The organism is Paenarthrobacter sp. NPDC091669 (assembly GCF_044756725.1).
GTDB classification, from domain to species: Bacteria; Actinomycetota; Actinomycetes; order Actinomycetales; family Micrococcaceae; genus Arthrobacter; species Arthrobacter bambusae_C.
Window position 1 is genome coordinate 233381 of record NZ_JBIVTK010000006.1, and the last position, 23867, is coordinate 257247.

18 protein-coding genes and 1 tRNA gene are annotated in these 23867 nt (G+C 64.4%); 12 read left to right on the forward strand and 7 right to left on the reverse strand.

Translation table 11 applies throughout. From position 1 onward, the window contains the following. Window positions 1–53: 53 nt before the first annotated feature. Window positions 54–1886 (reverse strand): AMP-dependent synthetase/ligase, encoded by a 1833-nt coding sequence (locus ACIQLI_RS12265; protein ID WP_400388645.1) that lies wholly within the window; start codon window positions 1884–1886, stop codon window positions 54–56. 10 nt (window positions 1887–1896) lie between these two features. After that, window positions 1897–3561, reverse strand: a complete 1665-nt coding sequence (locus ACIQLI_RS12270) for a dolichyl-phosphate-mannose--protein mannosyltransferase (RefSeq protein ID WP_400388810.1) — start codon at window positions 3559–3561, stop codon at window positions 1897–1899. 278 nt (window positions 3562–3839) lie between these two features. Here ACIQLI_RS12270 and rsmI point away from each other — a divergent pair, with 278 nt between their 5' ends. Together rsmI and ACIQLI_RS12280 are read left to right on the forward strand one after the other, a co-directional pair. Beyond that, entirely contained in the window at window positions 3840–4715 is an 876-nt protein-coding gene (gene rsmI / locus ACIQLI_RS12275) for a 16S rRNA (cytidine(1402)-2'-O)-methyltransferase (protein WP_400388813.1), read from the forward strand. A gap of 160 nt (window positions 4716–4875) precedes the next feature. Beyond that, the gene (locus ACIQLI_RS12280) at window positions 4876–6357 is read left to right on the forward strand and encodes an NAD-dependent succinate-semialdehyde dehydrogenase (RefSeq protein ID WP_026542786.1); all 1482 of its coding nucleotides are present in this window, start codon (window positions 4876–4878) and stop codon (window positions 6355–6357) included. 107 nt (window positions 6358–6464) lie between these two features. Here the strand turns inward: ACIQLI_RS12280 and ACIQLI_RS12285 are convergent, their stop codons facing one another. From ACIQLI_RS12285 to ACIQLI_RS12295, 3 genes are read right to left on the reverse strand one after another with little or no spacing between them, the layout of a single operon-like run. Then, a complete protein-coding gene (locus ACIQLI_RS12285) occupies window positions 6465–8966 on the reverse strand; it encodes a DUF3488 and DUF4129 domain-containing transglutaminase family protein (RefSeq protein ID WP_400388647.1) in 2502 nt (833 codons plus the stop codon). Next, window positions 8963–10390, reverse strand: a complete 1428-nt coding sequence (locus ACIQLI_RS12290) for a DUF58 domain-containing protein (RefSeq protein ID WP_354229968.1) — start codon at window positions 10388–10390, stop codon at window positions 8963–8965. Before ACIQLI_RS12290 ends, ACIQLI_RS12285 begins: the two co-directional genes overlap by 4 nt. A 9-nt stretch (window positions 10391–10399) precedes the next feature. After that, entirely contained in the window at window positions 10400–11488 is a 1089-nt protein-coding gene (locus ACIQLI_RS12295) for an AAA family ATPase (protein ID WP_400388651.1), read from the reverse strand. A gap of 197 nt (window positions 11489–11685) precedes the next feature. On the opposite strand from ACIQLI_RS12295, the gene ACIQLI_RS12300 reads away from it, so the two are divergent. From ACIQLI_RS12300 to ACIQLI_RS12320, 5 genes are all read left to right on the forward strand, one after another. Beyond that, window positions 11686–12573 (forward strand): TatD family hydrolase, encoded by an 888-nt coding sequence (locus ACIQLI_RS12300; protein ID WP_354229965.1) that lies wholly within the window; start codon window positions 11686–11688, stop codon window positions 12571–12573. 291 nt (window positions 12574–12864) lie between these two features. Beyond that, a complete protein-coding gene (locus ACIQLI_RS12305; RefSeq protein ID WP_354229963.1) occupies window positions 12865–14016 on the forward strand; it encodes a transglycosylase family protein in 1152 nt (383 codons plus the stop codon). A 26-nt stretch (window positions 14017–14042) separates the two neighbouring features. Continuing rightward, window positions 14043–14924, forward strand: coding sequence for a 16S rRNA (adenine(1518)-N(6)/adenine(1519)-N(6))-dimethyltransferase RsmA (gene rsmA, locus ACIQLI_RS12310; protein ID WP_400388654.1), 882 nt, complete (start codon window positions 14043–14045; stop codon window positions 14922–14924). Beyond that, entirely contained in the window at window positions 14921–15913 is a 993-nt protein-coding gene (locus ACIQLI_RS12315; RefSeq protein WP_400388657.1) for a 4-(cytidine 5'-diphospho)-2-C-methyl-D-erythritol kinase, read from the forward strand. Before rsmA ends, ACIQLI_RS12315 begins: the two co-directional genes overlap by 4 nt. Window positions 15914–15948: 35 nt before the next feature. Then, window positions 15949–17775: an ABC-F family ATP-binding cassette domain-containing protein gene (locus ACIQLI_RS12320; RefSeq protein ID WP_400388660.1), complete on the forward strand. Its 1827-nt coding sequence runs from the start codon at window positions 15949–15951 to the stop codon at window positions 17773–17775. Between the two features lie 300 nt (window positions 17776–18075). Here the strand turns inward: ACIQLI_RS12320 and ACIQLI_RS12325 are convergent, their stop codons facing one another. Beyond that, entirely contained in the window at window positions 18076–18504 is a 429-nt protein-coding gene (locus ACIQLI_RS12325; protein WP_400388663.1) for a VOC family protein, read from the reverse strand. Window positions 18505–18602: 98 nt separating this feature from the next. Beyond that, window positions 18603–19202, reverse strand: coding sequence for a TetR/AcrR family transcriptional regulator (locus ACIQLI_RS12330; RefSeq protein WP_089597263.1), 600 nt, complete (start codon window positions 19200–19202; stop codon window positions 18603–18605). 299 nt (window positions 19203–19501) lie between these two features. Here ACIQLI_RS12330 and ACIQLI_RS12335 point away from each other — a divergent pair. The 5 genes from ACIQLI_RS12335 (at window position 19502) to pth (ending at window position 23790) form a co-directional block, all read left to right on the forward strand. Beyond that, window positions 19502–19573, forward strand: a tRNA-Gln gene (locus tag ACIQLI_RS12335). 120 nt (window positions 19574–19693) lie between these two features. Continuing rightward, the gene (gene glmU / locus ACIQLI_RS12340; protein ID WP_354229953.1) at window positions 19694–21193 is read left to right on the forward strand and encodes a bifunctional UDP-N-acetylglucosamine diphosphorylase/glucosamine-1-phosphate N-acetyltransferase GlmU; all 1500 of its coding nucleotides are present in this window, start codon (window positions 19694–19696) and stop codon (window positions 21191–21193) included. Further along, the gene (locus ACIQLI_RS12345) at window positions 21190–22170 is read left to right on the forward strand and encodes a ribose-phosphate diphosphokinase (RefSeq protein ID WP_011774071.1); all 981 of its coding nucleotides are present in this window, start codon (window positions 21190–21192) and stop codon (window positions 22168–22170) included. The genes glmU and ACIQLI_RS12345 overlap by 4 nt, the downstream gene beginning before the upstream one ends. A 317-nt stretch (window positions 22171–22487) precedes the next feature. Further along, the gene (locus tag ACIQLI_RS12350) at window positions 22488–23057 is read left to right on the forward strand and encodes a 50S ribosomal protein L25/general stress protein Ctc (RefSeq protein WP_026542774.1); all 570 of its coding nucleotides are present in this window, start codon (window positions 22488–22490) and stop codon (window positions 23055–23057) included. A gap of 148 nt (window positions 23058–23205) precedes the next feature. Then, the gene (pth, locus tag ACIQLI_RS12355) at window positions 23206–23790 is read left to right on the forward strand and encodes an aminoacyl-tRNA hydrolase (protein ID WP_089594208.1); all 585 of its coding nucleotides are present in this window, start codon (window positions 23206–23208) and stop codon (window positions 23788–23790) included. Window positions 23791–23867 lie beyond the last annotated feature (77 nt).

Consider the following 23867-nt stretch of genomic DNA (forward strand, 5'->3'; position numbering starts at 1 on the left):
GGTGGTGAGAAGCGTGAACTAGGTGGTGATTCGAGCCGGCCGAAGTGGTGCCGCTACTTTTCGTAGAGCTTCTCCACAACAGCCGGGAAGTCGTTCACCACGGAAGCCCGCTTCAGTTTCAGGGAGGGCGTCAGATGCCCCGACTCGACACTGAGTTCCGCGGTGATGAACGCGAATTTACGGATCGATTCGGCCGCGGAGACCAGTTTATTGGCCTCATCCACGGCGGATTGAACAGCCGCCTTCACACGGTCATCACCGGCCGCTTCGGCAGGTGACAAAGCAGCAACCTTGTTCTCGGCGCACCAGTCGGCAAGCCCCTCGGGGTCCAGGCTCACCAGCGCAGCGACGAAGGGACGGCCGTCGCCCACCACCACGGCCTGGCCCACCAGAGGATGCTCGCGGAGCTTCTCCTCCAATGGTGCGGGCGCCACGTTCTTGCCACCGGCAGTGACCAGGAGGTCCTTCTTCCTGCCCGTGATGGTGAGGAAGCCATCGGCGTCGAGTTCGCCGAGGTCGCCGGTCCGGAAGAAGCCATCAACAAACGCAGCCTCGGTGGCCTCTTCATTGGCGTGGTACCCCTTGAAAACACCAATGCCCTTAACCAGCACCTCACCGTCCTGGGCCACACGGATGGTGGTGCCGGGAAGGGGGATCCCGACGGTACCGATTCGGGTCATGCTGGGAGTGTTGACGGTGCAAGGCGCGGTGGTCTCCGTCAGCCCGTACCCCTCCAGCACGGGAACGCCGGCACCATGGAAGAAATGGTTGTCACGGAGGCTCAAGGGACTGGCGCCGGAGACCGTGTAGCCTACGTTCCCGCCGAAAACCTCGCGCACCTTGGGATAGAGAAGCTTGTTGAACGCGGCGTGCTTCATGCCCAAAAGCCACCCTGGACCGGATCCCTGTCCACGCGCGGCGAGGTCCACCGCCGTCGAATATTCCACAACAGTTGCGGACGCTGCGGAGAAGAGCGCCGACTTTCCGCTCATGGCGGCTTTGTGGCCGGCACCGGCGTAGACCTTCTCAAAAATGCGCGGCACGGCGAGCAGGAAGGTGGGCTTGAAAGTACTGAGGTCTGCCATCAGCCCACTGGCACCAGAACTGTGACCGAGCGTGATCCCCGCGGTGAGGCATACCACCTGGACGGCCCTGGCAAGGACGTGTGCCAACGGCAGGAACATCAGCGTCCGGGCCCCCTGCTGCATCAGCAGCTCGGGGAGGAACGGGATGACGTTCCGAGCCACCAGGACAAAGTTGCCGTGCGTGATCTCGCAGCCCTTGGGCTTGCCGGTGGTTCCGGAGGTGTAGACGATCGAGGCGATGTCGGAGAGATTCGCTGCGCTGCGCTGGCGCTCCAGCTCGGCGTCCATGATGCCGACCCCGACGGCGGAGACGCTGGTCAGGTTGGGGGCGTCGCCGTCGTGCTCCATCCGCATGATTACTACGGGATCGTCCCCGAGCGCCGTGGACCGGTTCACCAACGCGTGGACCAGGTCGGCCTTGGCCGTGTCTTCCACGAAGATGCGCCGGGCCCCTGAATCGGCCAGGATCCACTCGATCTGGCTCGGGGACGACGTCTCGTAAATGGGCACGGTCACGCCGCCGGCCATCCAAATGGCGAAGTCCACCAACGTCCACTCGAAACTGGACCGGGAGAGGACCGCTACGGGGTCGCCGGGGTTGAGGCCTCCAGCGATCAGGCCCTTGGCGAGGGCAGTGACATCGGCAAGGAATCTGGCCGCGGAAACATTCAGCCAACCGTTCGCCGTCTTGTGGGCGTACAGGATGCCGAACGGATCCTTGGCGCAGCGTTCAAGGAGGAGGTCCGTCACATTGGTGTCAGGGTGGGCCTCGACCAGAAGCTCCGTGCTGGCTTCCCTCACTGCTCGCCTCCTAGATCCACGATGGCATCCACATTCTCATCCGCCACTCCTGGTAGCTGATGACCTCCGCGGTCAGGACCGGATAGAAGAACGCCGTTGCCAGGACCGCCAATACCAGGACCAGGCCCACTACATAAAGCCCGGACCGACGCCGCCAGGGAGGATCACTGCTTCGGCCAAGCACCAAGCCCAGGACATAGGTCAGTCCAAGCACCAGAAACGGTTCGAAGGACACAGCATAGAAGATGAACATGGTGCGTTCCGGATACATGAACCACGGAAGGTATCCGGCGGCGACTCCGGCGAGGATGGCACCTGCGCGCCAATCCCTCCTGCCGGCCCACCAGAACAACAGGATGACCAGTGCGATGGTTCCGCCCCACCACACCACCGGATTACCCACCGGCAGGATGGCCGAGGAGCAGGTCTCCACCACGCAGCCAGGGGTGCCCTGCTTGGGCGTCTGGTAGTAGAACGAGGTAGGCCGTCCCATGAGGAGCCAGGTCCACGGGCTGGACTCATACGGGTGGTCCGAGCTGAGGCCTTGATGGAATTTGTACGCCTCAAGGTGGTAGTGCGCCAGGGACCGAACGGAGTTGGGCAGCCAATCCCAACCCGCTGCGGGGTTGGTGGCCGCCCATTGGCGGTAGTAGGCGTCCTTGGACAGGAACCACCCCGTCCACGTTGCCGCATAGGTCAAGGCGGCCACCGGAATGATGGTGACGAAGGCCAGGAGGCCGTCCTTGAGGATGCCGGCGCTGAACCAGCTGCGGATGCCGGCAATGCGCCGGGCGCTCAGGTCCCACAGGACCGTCATCAGGCCGAAAGCGGCCACGAAGAACAACGCTGACCACTTGGTTCCCACAGCCAAGCCAAGGCAGATCCCTGCAACCAGGCGCCACCATCGCATTCCAAGCCACGGGCCGGCCACCAGTTGAGTGGGGGATGGGCGGCCCCGCGTCGAAGCAGCCGCTTGCGCGGCGAGGCGGGAAGCCAGACGACGGCGGCCGTCGTCGCGGTCCAACAGCAGGGCGCCGAAGGCGGCGAGTATCCAGAATGCCAGGAAGACGTCCAGCAAAGCCGTCCGGGAAAGCACCAAGTGGTGGCCGTCAATGGCGAGCAGGAGCCCGGCAACGGCACCTAGTGTGTGCGAACGGAAGAGCTTCAAGGCGATAAGGGAGACGAGGAAAACGGTCAGGGTCCCCGTCAGCGCTGCACCGAAACGCCACCCGAAAGGATTGTCCCCGCCGAACAGCCACATGCCAAAGGTGATCATCCACTTGCCCACCGGCGGATGGACAACATACTCCGGGGTGTTGAGCAGGACGTTCGGGTTGCCGGCGTTGAAGGAGTCATTGGCGTTGGCGGGCCAGCTGCGCTCGTAGCCGCTCACCAGATAGGAGTATGCGTCCTTGACGTAGTACGTCTCATCGAACACCAGGCTGTGCGGGGCATCCAACCGGAAGAACCGGAGAATGCCGCCCAGCACGGCAGTGATGGTGGGGATCAGCCAGAACCACAGACGCAACGACGCCGGGTAGTCACGCCAGCTCTGGATACCGCCGATCAGGCGCTCCCTGAGGGCCTGTGCTGTGTAAGCCTCCGTTGGCCGGGCGATCCACCGGTGGCGTTCCAGCCCTCGGCCAGGAAGGAGCGTAGCCGCGGTGTTCTCCAAGGCCGCGGTCCGCCGTGATCGCGTCAGGTCCCCGGTGGGCCGGGCAGATGGCTGCTCGTTGCTGTCTGCGGGAGCGGGGGCATCGGATCCACCGGTTGCAGGGGACGCCACAGGAGTTCCGGAGGTGGTGGCAGGAACGGGCGACTGGTTCACCCGCCCATGCTACCTTTCCATCCTTGCCACAACGTTGAGGTGCGGTGTTGGAGGCACCGCGGCATTAGGCTTGACAGGTGGACGAACAGCGCAGCACCCCGGATGAGGCTCCCTTCAGCGACGACCTGGACGAGGCAGTTCCTGCTGCCGGCGCCGGCGCAACTCCGGGCGCAGGCAGGATCGTGCTGGCGGCCACCCCGATTGGAAACGTGGGCGACGCATCGTCCCGGCTGATTGAACTCCTGGCCACCGCGGACATCGTTGCCGCAGAGGACACCCGGCGCCTGCACCGGCTGGTGACGGCCCTGGGCGTGGAGGTCTCCGGGCGGGTCATCAGCTACCACGAGCACAACGAGGTTGCCAAGACCGGTGAACTGCTGGACCACGTTCGGGCCGGAAAGACCATCCTCATGGTCAGCGACGCTGGAATGCCCGCCGTCTCGGACCCCGGGTTCCGTTTGGTGGAGGGCGCTGTTGCTGCGGGCCTGACCGTCACTGCCGTGCCGGGCCCGTCTGCCGTGCTGACAGCCCTGGCACTCTCCGGGCTTCCCACCGACCGTTTCTGCTTTGAAGGATTCCTGCCACGTAAAGCGGGGGAGCGGAACTCACGCCTCGCCGACCTCGCAGACGAGCGCCGCACCATGGTCTTCTTCGAGGCCCCGCACCGGCTCGAAGTGATGCTCCGGGCACTGCACGAGCGGTTTGGAGCTGAGCGCCGCGTAGCTGTATGCCGTGAGTTGACCAAGACCTACGAGGAAGTCATTCGCGGAACGCTGCGCGAAGTGCTGGAGTGGGCAGAGAACAACGAAGTCCGCGGCGAAATCGCGGTGGTGGTCGGTGGTGCGCCTGAACAGGAGCCCGGCAAACCCGAGGACCACGTGGCAGCCGTGAACCAACTCATGTCCCAAGGCATTCGCCTGAAGGAGGCCGTGGCAGCAGTGGCTGACGATGCCCGCGTCAGTAAGCGGGAGCTGTACTCGGCGGTACTCGCGGCCCGCTGACGAGCGCTGTGCAGCTGCACAAATTGGCGCCCGCATGGCAGTGCGTGAAGGCGTAGACACTCCTTCTCGCGGGGCAGTACCGTGGCAGTAATTCACGCCACTTCCGGCAACGAACCCCCGTGGTGCAATTCTCCAAAGCACCCAAGACGAAGGAGTCGCCATGACTGTCACGGTTGAACGCGAAAGCGAACTGCTGGCTTCCGTCCCCACCGGCCTGCTGATCAACGGTCAGTGGCGCCCGGCCGGATCCGGAAAGACCTTTGATGTTGAGGACCCGGCCACCGGCAAGGTGCTGCTCAGCATCTCCGACGCCGGCGCTGAAGACGGCGCCGCGGCCCTCGACGCCGCTGCTGCCGCCCAGGCCGATTGGGCACGCACCGCACCGCGCGAACGAGGCGAGATCCTGCGCAGGGCCTTTGAACTGGTCACCGAACGCGCCGAAGACTTCGCGCTGCTGATGACCCTGGAAATGGGCAAGCCCCTGGCCGAAGCCCGTGGTGAAGTCACCTACGGCGCAGAGTTCCTGCGCTGGTTCTCCGAGGAAGCGGTCCGCGTCTCCGGCCGCTACTCCGCAGCACCTGACGGCAAGAACCGCCTCCTCGTGCAGAAGAAGCCGGTAGGCCCCTGCCTGCTGATCACGCCGTGGAACTTCCCGCTGGCCATGGCCACCCGCAAGGTAGCCCCCGCCGTCGCTGCAGGCTGCACCATGGTGCTCAAGCCCGCCAACCTGACCCCGCTGACCAGCTTGCTGTTCGCGCAGGTCATGCAGGAGGCCGGCCTCCCCGCAGGTGTCCTGAACGTCATCCAGACCTCCACCGCAGGTGCTGTCACCGGCCCGCTGATCAAGGATGACCGTCTCCGCAAGATCTCCTTCACCGGCTCCACCCCGGTGGGTCAGGCACTGATCCGCGAAGCCGCTGACAAGGTCCTGCGCACCTCCATGGAACTGGGCGGCAACGCACCGTTCGTGGTCTTCGAAGACGCCGACCTGGACAAGGCCGTTGAAGGCGCCATCGCAGCCAAGATGCGCAACATGGGTGAGGCCTGCACCGCAGCGAACCGCTTCATTGTGCACGAGTCCATCGCTGATTCCTTCGCTGAGAAGTTCGCCGCCAAGATCGGCTCACTCACCACCGCCCGCGGCACTGAGCCCGAGTCCAAGGTGGGCCCGCTCATCGACGGCAAGGCCCGCGACGGCGTTCACGCCCTGGTGTCCGAAGCCGTAGCAGGAGGTGCCACAGCCGTCACCGGTGGCGCCGCCGTCGACGGTCCCGGCTACTTCTACCAGCCCACCGTGCTGAAGAACGTCGCAGCCGACGCCCGCATCCTGCAGGAAGAAATCTTCGGACCGGTAGCGCCGATCATCACCTTCTCCACCGAAGATGACGCCGTCCGCCTGGCCAACAACACCGAATACGGCCTGGTTGCCTACGTTTTCACCAAGGACCTCAACCGTGGCCTGCGCATCAGCGAACGGATCGAGACCGGCATGCTCGGCCTCAACGCCGGCGTCATCTCCAACGCAGCCGCACCGTTCGGTGGCGTCAAGCAGTCCGGCCTGGGCCGCGAAGGCGGTTCTGAAGGCATCGAAGAGTACCTGTACACCCAGTACGTAGGTATCGCGGACCCGTACGCCGACTAGGTCGTATTGGATCCCGTCCGCCGCTCTCGCAACAAGAACGGCTGAGACACGCAAGGGCCCGGCTCCTGGAACCACAAGTTCCAGGAGCCGGGCCCTTTGCTGTCGCGCTAGCGCCGTTGGGGAAGCACGCCGCGCAGCGTCCGCCACCACCGCGCGAGCCCGCGCCCACCAGCCGTAGCGAGCGATCCCACGGCCCGGAACGGCGCTCCCAGCGCGTGGACCCACCGCCGCATCATCGACGGCGGCAGCCAGTCGGCGCGCAAGCGCACCAGCCAGCGGGCGTTGTTCCGCAACGTTTCACGCACGACGGCGATCCGCGTCGCCGCCGCTGGTGTCGCCGAGGGCCCAAGCTGGCGGCCATAACGCTGCCGTTCGAAGTCCGAGGTGAGCGAGGCAACCGCCACGTGCGCGGCGTCGTCCATTCCACCCGCGTCTCCGAGGGCGGCACTGGAACGAAGCCTGGTGGAGAAGTGCCTCGGCGTCTCGCTGGGCGTGGAGGGTAAACCGTAGTCCGTCGCCAGATCCTGCAGTTCCGCCCACGCCAGTTCCGGGGCCGGATCCTTGTATCCGGGCTGCGACGCGTCGGCCTCATCCGGGGGTTTCTGGTTCAGTCGACGCCGCCGCAGGATGGTCCTGCTCAGCCGCGGAGACCACAGGAAGGCAAGCAACAACGCCACGGCTGCGGCGGCCCCGCCGATGACCGGCAGCGGGTTCACACTGGGGGAACCCGTCGCCGGGGTTTCCACGCCAGGAAGTGGAACAGGGGCCGGTGTGGCCGGGGCCGGTGTGGTGAGGACTTCTTTCTCGTCCGCATTGGTGCTGAGATTGCTGGGAACAGAGGTTTCCGTGGCGTATTCCGGAACAACGCCGCGCGAAGGAGTCGGCTCAAACGGGACCCAGCCGAGTCCTTCGAAGTACAACTCGGGCCACGCATGCGCGTCGCGGGCGTCTACCTCGTACTCAGGGAAGGATCCTTGGCCGACCAACGCCACGGACTCGCCCGTGAGCCGGCCTGGTGCGTAGCCCACGGCGATGCGGCTCGGAATGCCTTCAGCCCGGGCCATGACGGCCATCGCCGAGGAGAAATGGACGCAGTAGCCGCTCTTGACGGCCAGGAAATCGGCCAGGACAGAAAGCCCGTTGCCGTCATAGCCGTTCTGCACCGGTGCCTGCAGGGAGTACGAAAATTCACCGGAGCGCAGGTACTTCTGGATAGCCAAAGCCTTGCCGTAGTTGCTCCCCGCGGACGCCGTGACGGAATCCGCCGTTTGCCTCACGATGTCAGGAAGGTTGCCCGGAATCCGGAGGAAGTCCTCCGAAATGCCCCGGGGAGTTGCTGTGGCCTGGGACAGGGATTCTGCAGTGACCTTGGGTGCTCCGGAAAACACCACGTAGCGCTGCGCGCGCGTGGTGGTCTCGGTGCTCATGATGCTCAACGTGGCAGGATCCCAGGTCCAGCGTCCGTTGAGGCCGTTCACTGAAGCAGGTGCAAACGGGGCAGGGAGGTAAGGGCTGGTGAAAAGGCCCGCATTCACGGACGTCACCGTGTTGACCACTTCGGCCTGGACGGAGTATCCGGTTTCAATCCTGTCGGCGCCCGCGCGGCGCTGGGCAGCGCGGTCGTCCGGGGCCCAGGTTTCGCCGTCGAAGTGGTCAACGGTGACGGACCTCAGGTAGAGCGGTCCGCTGGCACTCGTGGCGTAGGTGATGCGGCCCGATCCCGTGGGGCTCCTGAGGCTGTTGCCCAGGGTGATCATGGGATTGAGCCCGTTGGAGGTGCCCCACGGGCTCAGCCGGGATCCTTGGGGGAAGGTCCCTGTCTCGAATCCCGGGATGGCCAGCGGAACCACCATGGTCAGGGCCAGCGCCAGGCCGCCCGTCACCAGTGAACGCCTGAACTGGCCGGCGCCCCGCCCGGAACCGGACTGTAGCCTGGCGTCAGGGGCGAACCAGTGGCTGCACCCGAGAATCAGCAGATATCCCACGGCAGCGCCGACGAAGCCTGCAACCCCCACGCTCTGGGGTTTGATGGTGGCTGGCACCACCATGACCGCGAGGAGCCCGATGCCGCTGGCCGCGGGCATCGCCAAGGGAACTGCCAACGCGTCGATCAGAATGACCAGGAGCCCCAGGCACGCGCACATGACGAACACGATCCCGGCGTTGGGCGCCACGGGGGCGCTTTCGGAGACCACCGTCTCGGCAGCACGTTTGATCAGGCGTCCGACGGCGGTGAAGGTCCCGGCCGTGGGGATGAAACCCGCCAGGCTTTCCTGCCGGAAGAACGTGAAGCTGAGAATTCCCGCGAGCGAGGCAAAGGAACCAAGGGTGGCCAACAAGGGCTGCGCCCGAAGCGCCCGAAGAAGAGCCAGGGTCAGCGCGACAACCAGCACCGTGGTGATCAAGGGCATGAACCACGCCCAGCCCCGGAGGACACCGTTCAAGGACAAGGCAGCGCCCAGAACGGCAACAACGATCGACCCCGCCATCGCCCAGGGGTAAGGCCCGGGCCCCGGAGTTTGCGGCCGCGAGGACCCGGGCCGCTGCGGGCCGGACGTTCCGCCGGGTTGGACCGGGGCGGGGGAGCCTCGGTGGGAGGTAGCAGTCATCGCGGCACCGCCGCTCCACGACGGACGTCCATGGCTGATCCTGCCGCAGCCACGATTCCCCCTTCGTCAAAGGAGGACCAAGCGGCCGCCAGCGGGGTCCTGGACGTCACCACAGCCACGCGCCAACCAGCCAGGCGCAGGATCTCCAGGACGTCGTCATTGTTCCGGGTGGCGTCAGTGACCATCAAGGCGAAAGCGTTGGCTCCGTAGGCTGCCGCGGGAGCAAGGGACTTGGCCTCGGCCGGAGTCAGCGTGCCCAGCAGCGCAAGAAGAGGGCCGCGAAGACGGTGGGCAGAGAGCTTATCCATGAGCCGGTCATCGAAAGCAGCATCGGCGGTATCCGCGGTGGCCGGGCCCGTTGCAGCGTCTGCCCTGTGGTGCTCCGCCCGGACATGCCGGGGACCGCTGAGTTCTATGGCGGCCAGTCCTTCAGCGATGGCCTGCAACCCTCCGATGCCCGAGAACTCTTCGGAATCCGGCTCCGGCGCCGAGCGCGAACGGATGAAAGCCGGGCTCCCGAAAACATCCAGCACCCGCAACGAGTAATTCCATTCCGCCAGATGGGCTGCAACGGACATCGCTGCAGTCACCACCCATTCAAAACCGGGACTGGTAACCAGGTCCGAGTCCTCGTCATGGGCTCCGAACATGGATCCTGCTCCCGCGGCAAAAGCAGTGAAGCGCTGGTCCAGGATGAGGGTGGCTTCCGGGGTAGTGACCGATTCCTCCTGGCGGACCATCAGTTGCCCGTGGCGTGCCGTAGCCGCCCAATGCACGCGGCGCATGGGATCGCCGTGCCGGTACTCACGGGTCATGATGTCGTCGTCGCTGGGGTTGGCCCTGATGCGCGTGGCGGTTACGCCATCGTTGCCGCGCGCGCCTGCAAGTCCGGTGACGGGAAGTTCGACGGCGGCCGGCGTCACGGTGAGGACGTCGCCGTCGTCGATGGCATGCCGCCGCAGCGACAAGCCGAACGGGTCGCTGAACTCTGCCGTGACAGGGCCGATGCGGAATTGCCCGCGCTTGCCGGAGCGAAGATGGTACTCGTAACGGCTGGTGCCTCCGGAGGCCGAGCGGGCCGGGAAGCGGAACGCCGGCGGCTCGCCGAAACGGGGAGGCAACTGCTCCTCCATGATCACGTGCCCTGTGGAATACGAGGACCGTGCTACAGCCAAACGAACGGTGGTGGTGCTGGCAGTTTCCACGGTGGAGGGGTTGAACTCCCGGTACACCTGGAATTTGGGCTTCAGAACCCGGACCCCGGCGAGGGCCACCAACGGCAGGAGAAGTAACAAGACCGCGAGCGTCAGGAGATCCCGCCTGCCCATTACCCAGGCGCACCCCAGCGCGACGGCTCCGGCCGCCAGCAATCCCCAGCCGCGGTTGGTAAACAAATGCTTGGGGAGCCGATCCACGAGCGCCATTCCTGCCTCCTAGGCGGTGTTCCTGTCCCTGCGCCACGCGTTGGGCGGTTCCTGGGCAACCGGCAGGGCGGCCAGGATGCCCCGAAGGATGCTCTGCGGCGTATCACCTGAGCTTGCCGCCTTGCGGTCCAGGATGATCCGGTGGGCGAGTACCGATTCGGCCACGTCCACGACGTCGTCCGGCAGAACAAAGTCCCGCCCGTCCAGCGCGGCGGTTGCCTTGGCTGCACGCAACAGCTGCAACAAGGACCGCGGGCTGGCTCCGAGGCGGAGACGTGCGCTGTCACGGGTAGCCCGCCCGATGGCCACCGTGTACTCCTTGATGGCAGTTGACACATACACCTGCTGGACGGCAGCGATCATGGCCGCGACGTCGGCGGCAGTGACCACGGGGGTTACTTTGGCCAGGGGAGAGGAAGCCTGATGCGTCTCCAACATTTCGATCTCGGCTTCCTTGTCCGGATAGCCCATGGAAATCCTCGCCATGAAACGGTCACGCTGGGCTTCGGGCAACGGGTAGGTGCCCTCCATCTCAATGGGGTTCTGGGTGGCGACCACCATGAAAGGCAGTCCCAGCTGATAGGAATGCCCATCAACGGTGACTTGGTGCTCTTCCATGCACTCAAGAAGCGCGGACTGGGTCTTGGCCGAAGCCCGGTTGATTTCGTCGCCGATCACAATGTTCGCGAACACTGCACCCGGCCGGAACTCAAATTGCCGGGACGACTGGTTGTAGATGGAGACGCCGGTGACATCGGACGGCAGGAGATCCGGCGTGAACTGGATGCGGGAGACGGTACAGTCCACGGTCCGCGCCAGTGTCTTGGCCAGCAGGGTCTTGCCGACGCCGGGAACATCTTCCAGCAGGAGGTGGCCTTGGGCCAGCAGTACCGTCAACGCGAGCTTCGCGGCGTCGGCCTTGCCATCAATGACCTTGTTGATGGATCCCAGGATGCGTTCGCTGGCATCGTGGAACCGCTCCGCGTCCATGACCTGCGGCCTGTGTCCATTGAGTGCTGCACCATCCCGCGGCAGCGTACTGTAAGCCTCGCCCTGGAGCGGGGTAGGTTCAACGGATACTTGTCGCTTGGACTCCATGGATTGCCCTTCAGCCGTGGCCACTGCGTCAGCAATCTTGATGATGTGTTGCTGTTGTTGACCGTCTGTCCGTTCCAGACTACCCAGACATTGGCCGCCGCTGACATAGTGCTCAGGAATTTATGTGCCGAGTGGAATTTATCTCTGCCCACCCGGCCGCTGCCGCAGGGGGACCGTGGTCCGATTAAGGTGGGAACATGTGTAATTCGCTCGCCCCTGCTGCGTACCGTGCGTCATCCGAGGATACAGATTCGCGCAAGGAGTACCCGCCGGCACCGGAACCCCTCCCCGTTCCTGTCATGGACAACCACACGCATCTGGATTTCCGGCACGGACTGATCGAGGTCTCGGTTCGGGACGCGATGGACTCGGCTGAGGCCGTCGGTGTACACGGCGCTGTGCAGGTGGGCTGCGACCTGGAGTCGTCCCGCTTCACCGTGCAGGCAGTGGACGCGGATCCGCGCCTGCTCGGTGCCGTTGCGATCCACCCCAATGATGCCCCGGTGTATGCCGGGCGCGGGGAACTGGAGTCAGCGCTCGCCGAGATCGAAGAGCTGGCAGCCCACCCGCGGATCCGCGCTATCGGTGAAACTGGACTGGATTTTTTCCGGACCCACGGGGAAGGGCTGGTGGCCCAGCGGTACTCCTTCCGGCGCCACATCGACATCGCGAAACGGCTGGGGCTGACTTTGCAGATCCACGACCGCGACGCCCACGACGACGTGGTGCAGGTGTTGATGGAGGAAGGCGCCCCGGAGCGGGTGGTGTTCCACTGTTTCTCGGGGGACGAAGAATTGGCGCGGATCTGCAACCAGAACGGGTGGTACATGTCGTTTGCGGGCACCATGACGTTCAAGAATGCGGGAAACCTTCGCGCAGCGCTGGCCATCGCCGAGCCACAACGGATCCTGGTGGAAACCGATTCGCCGTTCCTGACGCCCCACCCGTACCGTGGCCGGCCGAACGCGAGCTACATGGTTCCCTACACGGTCCGGTCCATGGCGGAAGTGACAGGAGATGACCTCTCCGAGCTCTGTTCGCGTTTGGCGGAAAACACGCTCCAGGCCTACGGCTCGTGGGCCTAGGGCGCTCTTTCGGGAGGCCCTTGACGTACCCGGCGTGAATACCCGGTATGCAGAAGTCTTGGCTGGTTTATAACAGATCGGTTACTGTGTTAAACAAGTAGCCGGGGTCGGGGAAGGCCTTCGGACAGCTGGGCCGGTTGATTCCGGCCTTCATCAGTTGAATGTAATTGGCGGCGCAGATGCCGGCAGCAAGAGCGGGACCAGGCTTTGCGCCTGGCCCCTCCGTTTTGCCGCTGGCATTATTTCTGTGCTTTTCCCCGTGCCCGGATGGTCTGAGAGTTATGGGCAAACGTGATCAAGTTCTTCACAACGGATGGCAAGTTCAGCTTCCTCAAAGTCGGTGCCCAGTTGCTGGTGGTTGCAGCGCTGGTAGTCGGAGTTGTCGCCTTTGTGGGCAACAACAAGACCGTCACCCTCAACGTGGACGGCAAGGTGAGTTCCATCCAGACCTTTGGCGGCACAGTTGACCAGGTGGTCAAGGCGGCCAAGGTCGAGCTGAAGGACGCTGACAGGGTTTCACCCGCCCTCGACGCCCGTGTGGAGAACGGCTCCGTGGTCAACATCAACCTCGCGAAGGCCGTGTCCATTGAATTGGACGGCGCGCGCAAGACCGTGAACACGAACGCCCCCGACGTCGCCGCACTGGTCAGCGAACTTGGGGTGGCAAGCTCCTCCGAGATCTCCCAGCCGAAGGAAGCGTCGCTGGAAGTCACCGGCTCCTTCGTCTCGATCTCAACTCCCAAGACCATCAGCGTTGTTGCCGACGGCAAGGACACCAGCACCACCACGACGGCGGCCGACGTCGCCACCGTACTCAAGGACACCGGCGTCACCGTTGGCGCCAACGACCGCATCTCCCAGCCTGGCAACGCGCCCATCGTTCAGGACATGGTGATCAAGGTCTCCCGCGTGGACACGAGCAAGACCGCCGAAGCCACGGAGGAAGTGCCCTTCGAAAGCGTGAAGACCGAAACCGCTGAGCTGTTCAAGGGCGAAGAGAAGGTCACCCAGGAAGGCGTAGCCGGTTCACTGGTCAAGAAGTTCAAGCTGGTCCTGGTTGACGGACGCGAAGCATCACGCGCCCTCGTCTCAAGCGATGTCACCACCAAGCCGGTCACCGAAAAGGTCAGCGTCGGCACCAAAGCACGCCCCGTAGCTACTCCGGCCAAGGCAGCAGCAACGTCCAGCGGCCCCACGGGCGCCCCGAACGAAGGCATGTGGGACCGGATTGCCCAGTGTGAGTCCGGTGGAAACTGGTCCATCAACACCGGCAACGGCTACTACGGTGGCCTTCAGTTCTCCAGCCCGACGTGGCTCGCCAATGGTGGTGGAGCCTATGCTCCCAACGCCAGCCTGGCCACCAAGGCACAGCAGATTGATATCGCCAACCGCCTCTACGCCAAGAACGGCCTCCGCGACTGGGGCTGCGCGCACGCAGCCTGACCCTTCACAGGCGATACGATACCTAGGTGACTGAACCGAATTCCGAACCCGCCGCCGTCGCGCCTTTGCTGGGCGCCACAGACATCCGACGGCTTGCCGAGGAAATCGGTGTACGCCCTACGAAGACCCTGGGGCAGAACTTTGTGATTGACGGCAACACCATCCGCAGGATTGTGGCCGCCGCCAACATCGACTCCGATGAAACCGTGCTGGAAGTCGGCCCGGGACTTGGCTCGCTGACCCTCGGCTTGCTGGACGCAGCCAAGACTGTTGTGGCGGTGGAGATCGACCCCGTGTTGGCGGAAAAACTGCCGGCGACTGTGCGCGCCTGGCGCCCCGGAGCGGAAGATAACTTCCACTTGGTGCTTTCCGACGCCATGAAGGTCACCGAACTGCCCGTGCCTCCCACGGCACTGGTGGCGAACCTGCCATACAACGTTGCTGTCCCCGTGGTGCTTCACCTCCTGCAGCATTTCCCGAGCCTGCAGCACGGCCTGGTCATGGTGCAGGACGAGGTAGCTGACAGGCTTGCAGCGACTCCCGGGTCCAAGATCTACGGTGTTCCATCGGTGAAGGCCGCTTGGTACGGGCACATGCGCAAGGCCGGTGTCATCGGCATGAACGTGTTCTGGCCTGCACCGAAGATCCATTCGGGGCTCGTGGCTTTCACACGCCACGATCCACCCCAAACGCATGCCACCCGCGAGCAGGTCTTTGCCGTCATCGATGCTGCGTTCGCCCAACGCCGCAAGACCCTCCGCGCGGCGCTGGCCGGCTGGGCCGGCAGCGCCGCTGAAGCCGAACGTTGCCTGGTTGCCGCCGGCGTGGACCCCACCGCGCGCGGCGAAGTCCTGGACATCTCCGCCTACGTCAAGATCGCCGAAGCCCGCCACCCCGTGGACGCATGAACCCGGGCACCCGCAAACCCAGCAGCCTCCCGTTCGCGGGGGACCGCTTCCATGCCCGGACAGTCCGCGTCAAAGCGCCCGGGAAGGTCAACGTCTCCCTGAGCGTTGGACCGCTGCGGCCTGATGGCTACCATTCGGTGGCCAGCGTCTACCTTGCCGTTTCCCTCTATGAGGAAGTGGCGGCAACCAGCACCGAGGCCCCGGGAATCACTGTCAGCATCAGCCCCGACAGCACGCTTGACCTCGATGGTGTAGACATTCCGCTGGATGAGCGGAACCTTGCCTACAAGGCCGCGGCCATCATGGCCGAAATGTCCGAGAAACCCACCGGCGTGCATCTTGACATCACCAAGCGGGTGCCAGTAGCCGGTGGCATGGGCGGCGGTTCAGCGGATGCCGCGGCAACCCTGCTGGCCTGCGATGCCCTGTGGAACAGCGGACTGTCCCGCGAGGAACTCGCACATCTGGCGGCGGAGTTGGGCGCAGACGTACCGTTCTCGCTCCTGGGAGGCACCGCCGTCGGGCTTGGCGTGGGCGATAAACTCTCCCCGGCCTTGGCGAAAGCCCAGATGGACTGGGTGCTGGTCTTTGCAGATTACGGGCTCTCGACACCTGACGTGTTCCGGACCCTTGACGGGCTACGGGACTCCGAGGGCATGGACATTCCAGAACCAATGGCCGTGGACCCCACCATCCTCCAAGCGCTCCGCAATGGAGACCCTGAGACCCTCAGCCGAGTGTTGATCAACGACCTCCAGAGGGCTTCGATCACGTTGGCGCCGCAACTTCGCGACACCATCGGACTGGGCGAAGCGCGCGGCGCCCTGGCCGGAATGGTCTCTGGCTCCGGCCCCACTATCGCGCTGCTTGCCCGCGACTCTGTTTCAGCCAGTGTCCTCGCCGAAGAGTTGACCCACCGCGGCCACACTGCCTTGGCGGTCCACGGCCCGGTGCCCGGCGCCCGGATCATCTCCGATACCCTCCTTTAGTACCTCCGCATTCCAGCAGTAGAAAGTAGTACCCATTGGCCCACCTGCTTGGCGGCGAAAACCTCACCGTTTCGTTCGCGACCCGCACTGTCCTCGACGGCGTCACCCTCGGTTTGGAGGATGGCGACCGCATCGGCATGGTGGGCCGTAACGGCGACGGCAAATCGACCCTCATGCGCCTGCTCGCCCTGCGCTCGACGCCTGACTCCGGTCGGGTCACCAAACGGGGCGATGTCAACGTCGGCTACCTGGACCAAGGCGACGTGCTCGACGGCGACCTGACAGTAGGCGCCGCGATCGTCGGCGACCGCGCGGACCACGAATGGGCCGCCAATGCCAAGATCCGCGAAGTCATGGGCGGACTGGTGGGAGACGTCGACTGGCACGCCAACGTCCACGCCCTGTCCGGTGGCCAAAAGCGCCGCGTTGCGCTGGCCAAGCTCCTCATCGAAGACCACGACGTCATCATGCTGGACGAACCCACCAACCACCTCGACGTCGAAGGCGTCGCCTGGCTGGCCAGGCACCTGAAGACGCGCTGGCGCGCCAACCAGGGCGCGTTCCTGGTGGTCACCCACGACCGCTGGTTCCTCGACGAAGTCTGCAACTACACCTGGGAAGTCCACGACGCCATGGTGGACATGTTCGACGGCGGATACGCCGCCTACGTTCTGGCCCGCGCCGAGCGTGACCGCATGGCCTCCGTCGTCGAAGGTAAACGTCAGCAGCTCGTCAAAAAGGAACTCGCGTGGCTGAGGCGCGGCGCCCCCGCCCGGACCGCCAAGCCGAAATTCCGCATCGAAGCCGCCAACGACCTCATTGCCGACGTGCCCGATCCCCGCGACTCGGTGGCCCTCAGCAAAATGGCCACTGCCCGTCTCGGTAAAGACGTGCTGGACCTCGAAAACGTCACACTGGACTTTTTGGGCGGCGAAAGCGGTCAGAAGCTCTTTGACAACATCACGCTGCGGCTCGCCCCGGGCGAACGACTCGGCCTGGTGGGTGTCAACGGTGCAGGAAAGTCCACCCTGCTGAAACTGCTCAACGGAGAGATCCAGCCGACCTCCGGCAAGGTGAAGCGCGGCAAGACCGTGGTCACTGCCGTGCTTACCCAGGACGTCAAAGAGCTCGATGACGTCTCCGACCTTCGCGTCATTGAGGTCATCGAACGCGAAAAGCGGTCCTTCAGCGTGGGCGGCAAGGAGTTCACCGCCGGCCAGCTGGTGGAACAACTGGGGTTCACCAAGGAGAAGCAATGGACACCCGTCAGCGACCTCTCAGGTGGTGAGCGCCGCAGGCTCCAACTCCTGCGTCTCCTGGTAGGGGAGCCCAACGTCCTCATGCTCGACGAACCCACCAACGACCTCGACACCGACACCCTGGCCGCCGTCGAAGACGTCCTGGACGGCTGGCCCGGGACACTGGTTGTGGTCAGCCACGACCGTTACCTGCTGGAACGCGTCACCGACAACCAGATGGCGTTGCTCGGCGACGGCAAACTCCGCGGCCTGCCCGGCGGCGTAGACCAGTACCTCGAGCTGCGTGAAGCCGCCCTTGCGTCCGGCGCCATTGGTGGGGGCTCCGGCGCGCCGACCTCTGCCAGCTCTTCTTCCGCTGCTGCTCCGTCCGGTGCCAGCGAAGCCGAAAAACGGGAGGCCCGCAAGGACCTCAACAGGATCGACCGCCAACTCGGCAAGATCTCGCAGCAGGAAGAGAAGCTCCACACCCAAATGGCAGCGAAGTCCGAATCCGGCGACTTCGACGCCCTGGGGGAGCTCAATGCCAAGCTGCAGGAGTTGCTCGAGGAAAAGGAAGGGCTGGAGCTGGAGTGGTTGGAGGCTGCTGAAATCCTCGGCGAGTAAATGGTGAGCCGGCCGCAACGCATCCTCCGCGTGCTGGCTCGTTCCTCGCGATGAGGCGCAGCGGCACGCCTCCGGATGCCTGCCGCCGTCCCGCTGACCGATGCTCTCTCACATCCTTCGGGTTTGGGACCGATGCTCTCTCACGTCCCTAGGGTTTGGGACGAGCGCTCTCTCACGTCCCTAGGGTTTGGGACCGATGCTCTCTCACGTCCCTAGGGTTTGGGACGAGCGCTCTCTCACGTCCCTAGGGTTTGGGACCGACGCTCTCTCACGTCCCTAGGGTTTGGGACGAGCGCTCTCTCACGTCCCTAGGGTTTGGGGCGGTTGCTGTTGCGTCCCTTCGTAGCCAATGAGCCAGTGGAGGCCGTGGCGGTCCACTACTTGGCCGTCTGATGCACCCCACGGCTTCGGCGCCAGTGGGTCCAAAATCCGGCCGCCGTCCGCGAGTTTGTTGAACCATTCGTGAAGAACTTCCGGATCGGCAGCTCCCAGCAACGAGAGCATGGCACCTTGGATTTTGACTGTCGGTTCACCGCCGACAGCATCAGATCCGAACAAAGAGACCGCACCACTCAGTACCCCATGGGCGATGGCATCCGAAGGGCCGTCAGTGCGGTTGAACTCCTCCAAGCTGTGCAAGGAAAGCTCTCCGCCGAAGATCTTCGCGTAGTAACCAAGTGCCTCGCGGGCTGTTCCGGGAAAATTGATATAGAGCTGGGGTGCCGTCATGAGCACATCCTACAAACTGGCCACCGTGGGAGGTGAGAGAGGGTTGGGCTTTAGCACGTGGGAGGTGAGAGAGGGTGCCTGGTGACCAGGGGAGGGACCTACGCCTCGGAACGTAGTCCGGGCTCCTTTTGCAACCCGGTGAGGCCGTTCCATGCCAGGTTCACCAGGTGGGCGGCGACGGCGCGCTTGTCCGGTGTGCGGCTGTCGAGCCACCACTGGCCGGTCATCGCCACCATCCCCACCAGCATCTGCGCGTACATCGCGCCGTCGGCTGCGCTGAAACCGCGGCGGGCGAATTCGTCGGACAACAGGTGCTCCACCCGGGCCGTGACATGTGACAGCAGGGTGGAGAAGGCGCCTTCGGGCTGCGATGGCGGGGCGTCCCGCATGAGGATCCGGAATCCGTCGGTGCGGTCCTCGATATAACCGAGAAGGGCCAGGGCCGCGCGTTCCACCAGTACCCGGGGTTTGGCTTCGGTGCTGAGGGCCTCGGTGATGGAGTCCAGCAGGATCCTGAATTCGGTCTCCACGACCTGCCGGTACAAGCCTTCCTTGGAGCCGAAGTGCTCGTAGATGACGGGCTTGGAAACTCCCGCGCTGGCAGCGATTTCCTCGATCGTGGTGCCGTCCAGGCCGCGGACAGCGAAGAGCGCGCGGCCAATACCGATGAGCTGGGATTTGCGCTGCTGGCCGGTCATCCTGATGCGGACTGCAGGGCCGGTGGAAACGTGCTCCAAGGGCCCAGCGGTGTCCTCGGGACGGGGGAGTTCAGTGCGCTTGCTCACGTGACCATCATGCCTTACGGGCCGGCTGCAGGCCCGGCGCGGCGGGTCGGAAAGGGGTGCGGGAGGCATCCCGGGGTGCGCCGGGGCAGGGGCAGCGGGCGGTCAAGTCGCGAAGCATGCAATGGTCATGGCAAACTAGATTCTTGTGTGTGCATCCCGGTAGCCCGGGAAACCGTCAGGCCCTGCTGCTTGATGGTGTGAATCATGCACGGTCCGCTCTGGTGTAATGGCAGCACCCCGGCCTTTGGAGCCGTGGAGTATAGGTTCGAATCCTATGGGCGGAACGGTCGGAAAATGCGCTCCTCTCTGTACCTGGAACGGCTCGAACGGTGCCTGGGTCCATTGGGATGGCAGCATTCCGAAGCCGGGTTACCCGGGACATACCGAGCAAGGAGAGCCAGTACGTGAGCCCCGAATCCACCGGTCCCGCAGCGGTCATAGTTTTGGCCGCAGGCGCTGGAACGCGCATGAAGTCCCGGACCCCCAAGATTCTCCACGAAATTGGCGGACGCTCCATGGTGGGCCACGCTCTCCTGGCCGCCCGTTCCATCACTCCGCTGAAGCTGGCGCTTGTTGTCCGGCACGAGCGCGACCGCGTGGCCGGGCACGTCACCGGGCTGGATCCCGAAGCACTGATTGTTGACCAGGACGATGTCCCCGGTACGGGTCGCGCAGTGGAGGTGGCCCTCAAGGCCCTCGACGCCGAAGCCGAACTTACCGGCACCGTAGTAGTGACGTACGGCGATGTTCCGCTCCTGACGGGCGAACTGCTCGGGGAACTCGTGACCACCCACGAGGCCGAGGGTAACGCTGTCACGGTACTCACCGCGGTCCTGGACGACGCCACTGGCTATGGCCGGATCCTCCGCGCCGAAGACGGAACCGTCACCGGCATCCGTGAACACAAAGATGCCAGCGAGGCCGAGCGCAGCATCCGCGAGGTCAACTCCGGTATCTACGCCTTCGATGCCGCCGTGCTGCGCACCGCGCTGGCGAAGGTGACCACGGACAACGCACAAGGCGAGATGTACCTGACTGACGTTCTGGGGTTGGCGCGCGACGCCGGTGGCCGGGTTGCCGCCGTCGTGACCGAAGACCGCTGGCAGGTTGAGGGCGCCAACGACCGCATCCAGCTTTCGGCGCTTGGCGCCGAGCACAACCGCCGCATCATCGAGTCCTGGATGCGTGCCGGCGTGACCGTGGTTGACCCCACCACCACCTGGATCGACTCGACGGTGACACTCGATGAAGACGTCCGTCTGCTGCCCAACACCCAACTGCATGGTTCCACCACTGTGGCGCGCGACGCCGTCGTGGGTCCTGACACCACCTTGACCGATGTGAACGTGGGCGAGGGCGCGAAGGTGATCCGCACGCATGGCTCCGGTTCCACCATTGGTGCCAAAGCGAGCGTTGGACCGTTCACGTACCTCCGCCCGGGCACGGTGCTGGGGGAGACCGGCAAGATCGGCGCGTTCTACGAAACCAAGAACGTGACCATCGGCCGCGGTTCGAAGCTGTCCCACCTGGGCTACGCCGGTGACGCGGAAATCGGTGAGGACACCAACATCGGCTGCGGCAACATCACGGCCAACTACGACGGCGAGAAGAAGCACCGCACGGTGATCGGCTCGGGCGTCCGCACCGGTTCCAACACGGTCTTCGTGGCTCCCGTGACGGTAGGCGACGGTGCCTACAGTGGCGCCGGGGCCGTCATCCGCAAGGATGTTCCCGCAGGCGCCCTTGCCCTCAGCCTGGCCGCACAGCGGAACGCCGAAGGTTGGGTCATTGCCAACCGTCCCGGTACGGCTTCGGCCACTTTGGCCGAAGCCGCCCAGGAACCGGCGTCCGCCTCCACATCCTCACAATCCCCGGCAACCATAGAAGAAGGCAAACAGGCATGAGCGAAATTACCGCACACGGAGAGAAGAAATTAATTCTCGCCGCCGGAAGGGCGCATCCGGAGCTGGCGCAGGAAATCGCGAAGGAGCTGGAGACTGAGCTCCTGCCCATCGACGCCTACGACTTCGCCAATGGGGAAATCTACGTCCGTTCGGCCGAGAGCGTGCGAGGCACCGATGCCTTCGTCATCCAGGCCCACCCGGCGCCCCTGAACAACTGGCTGATGGAGCAGTTGATCATGATCGACTCCCTCAAGCGCGCCTCTGCCAAGAGGATCACGGTTGTTTCGCCGTTCTACCCGTACTCCCGCCAGGACAAGAAGGGCCGCGGCCGCGAGCCCATCTCTGCCCGCCTGGTCGCCGACCTGTACAAGACCGCCGGCGCGGACCGCATCATGTCCGTGGACCTGCACACCTCGCAGATCCAGGGCTTCTTCGATGGTCCCGTTGACCACCTCATGGCCATCCCGCTGCTGGCTGACTACATCCGCACCAAGGTTGAGGCTGACAACATCACCGTTGTTTCCCCCGACACCGGCCGCGTCCGCGTTGCCGAGCAGTGGGCCGAGCGACTGGGCGGCGCCCCGCTGGCGTTCGTGCACAAGAGCCGCGACCTCACTGTTCCCAACCAGGCAGTCTCCAAGACCGTTGTTGGCCAGGTGGAAGGCCGCACCTGCGTCCTGATCGATGACATGATCGACACCGGCGGAACCATCTCCGGTGCCGTCCAGGTCCTGAAGAACGCCGGTGCCAAGGACGTCATCATCGCCTGCACCCACGCGGTCTTCTCCGACCCCGCAGCACAGCGCCTGGCCGATTCCGGTGCCCGCGAAGTGGTGGTCACCAACACCCTGCCCATTCCGGCCGAGAAGCGCTTCCCGTCGTTGACTGTGTTGTCGATCGCTCCGCTGATTGCACGCGCCATCCGTGAAGTGTTCGACGACGGTTCGGTCACCAGCCTGTTCGACGGCAAGGCATAAGAATCTCCGTACCAGAACGGGCCATCCGCAGCCTCCGGGCTTGCGGGTGGCCCGTTTTGTTGCCCGTTTTCATGTTGGACGCGTTCCGCTGCTAAACTCGTGGGGATACCTTGGCGAGGGAGAGCACATCCGGTCCACATTGCGTGGACCAGGGTTGCGGGTCTCCGTTATCGACTGGGTCTGCATCTCCTTCAACACAGGCGGAACGGCTGCTCAGCGGCCGACCTCAGCCGGGCGTAGAAGGTCTCCAGACCTCCGCCCTTGCTGATAGACAAGCCCGGATTTTTTCCGGGCGCCACAGTAATCAAGGAGTACACATGTCTGAGCAGAAGCTCACCGCAGAACTGCGCACCGAATTCGGCAAGGGTTTCGCCCGCCGTGCACGCATGGCCGGCCAGATCCCGGCTGTCATCTACGGCCACGGCGCAGAGCCGATCCACATCAACCTGCCGGGCCGCGCCACCACGCTGGCAGTGCGCGTTTCCAACGCCCTCCTGGCGATCGACGTCGACGGCGAGCAGCACCTGACGCTCGTCAAGGACATCCAGCGCGATCCCGTAAAGCAGATCATCGAGCACGTTGACCTGCAGACCGTGAAGGCCGGCGAGAAGGTTACCGTCGACATCGCGATCCACGTTTCCGGTGAAGTTGCTCCGGGTGCTGTTGCCAGCCTCGAAGCCACCACGGTTTCCCTCGAAGCTGAGGCAACCCACGTTCCCACCGCCGTCGAGGTCAGCATCGAAGGCCTCAAGGCCGGCGAAAGCATCCACGCTTCGGACCTCGTCCTGCCGAAGGGTTCCACCCTCCTCACCGAAGGCGACACCCTGGTGGTCCGCATCGCTGAGACCGCTTCCGAGGCTGAAGAAGAAGCACCGGCCGCTGAGTAGTCTTGTGACTGCTTGAGGCGCAAGCCGTTGAGTGGCCGGGTACCTTCGGGTCCCGGCCACTTTCCTTTGTCCTTGCCCTGTCTAAGAACAGTCCCGCCGGCACATCACGTTCCCGCTGATACAACGAAACGTTCCCTAGGATGAGACCATGAGTGACACTTGGCTGATTGTCGGCCTCGGCAACCCCGGCAGTGAGTACAGCAACAACCGGCACAATGTGGGCCAGATGGTGCTGGATGAACTTGCTTCCCGGATGGGCGGAAAGTTCAAGGTCCATAAGGCCCGCGCCCAGGTAGTTGAGGGCCGGCTGGGCATCGGTGGCCCCCGTGTGGTGTTGGCCAAGCCCATGACGTACATGAACACGTCCGGGGGGCCTGTTGCGGGCCTGTGCAACTTTTTCGACATCGCCCCGGACCATGTCATAGCGGTCCACGACGAAATCGACATTCCTTTTAACACAGTCAAGCTAAAACTGGGCGGCGGCGAGGGCGGGCACAACGGCCTGCGGGACATTTCCAAAGCCCTCGCCACCAAGGACTATTTGCGCGTCCGCGTAGGAGTAGGGCGGCCTCCCGGCCGGATGGAGACCGCCGATTACGTCCTCCGGGATTTCGCCACCGCCGAAAAGAAGGAACTGCCCTTCCTGCTGGACGAGGCCGCCGACGCCGTGCAGTTATTGATGGACCAGGGCTTGTTGTCTGCGCAGCAGAAACACCACCCCGCCAAAGCTTGAGCGAATCTTGAGGTAAGCCTGAGGAAAGCCTGACGGTCCCGAGGACCCTAAGGTCTACAAACTGTCGGCGCCCGGCG

Coding starts and splice junctions, on each gene's coding strand:
- ACIQLI_RS12280 (WP_026542786.1), top strand. CDS start 4,876: ATGACTGTCACGGTTGAACGCGAAAGCGAACTGCTGGCTTCCGTCCCC.
- ACIQLI_RS12285 (WP_400388647.1), bottom strand. CDS start 8,966: ATGACTGCTACCTCCCACCGAGGCTCCCCCGCCCCGGTCCAACCCGGC.
- ACIQLI_RS12290 (WP_354229968.1), bottom strand. CDS start 10,390: ATGGCGCTCGTGGATCGGCTCCCCAAGCATTTGTTTACCAACCGCGGC.
- ACIQLI_RS12295 (WP_400388651.1), bottom strand. CDS start 11,488: ATGGAGTCCAAGCGACAAGTATCCGTTGAACCTACCCCGCTCCAGGGC.
- ACIQLI_RS12300 (WP_354229965.1), top strand. CDS start 11,686: ATGTGTAATTCGCTCGCCCCTGCTGCGTACCGTGCGTCATCCGAGGAT.
- ACIQLI_RS12315 (WP_400388657.1), top strand. CDS start 14,921: ATGAACCCGGGCACCCGCAAACCCAGCAGCCTCCCGTTCGCGGGGGAC.
- ACIQLI_RS12325 (WP_400388663.1), bottom strand. CDS start 18,504: ATGACGGCACCCCAGCTCTATATCAATTTTCCCGGAACAGCCCGCGAG.
- ACIQLI_RS12330 (WP_089597263.1), bottom strand. CDS start 19,202: ATGACCGGCCAGCAGCGCAAATCCCAGCTCATCGGTATTGGCCGCGCG.
- ACIQLI_RS12345 (WP_011774071.1), top strand. CDS start 21,190: ATGAGCGAAATTACCGCACACGGAGAGAAGAAATTAATTCTCGCCGCC.
- ACIQLI_RS12350 (WP_026542774.1), top strand. CDS start 22,488: ATGTCTGAGCAGAAGCTCACCGCAGAACTGCGCACCGAATTCGGCAAG.
- pth (WP_089594208.1), top strand. CDS start 23,206: ATGAGTGACACTTGGCTGATTGTCGGCCTCGGCAACCCCGGCAGTGAG.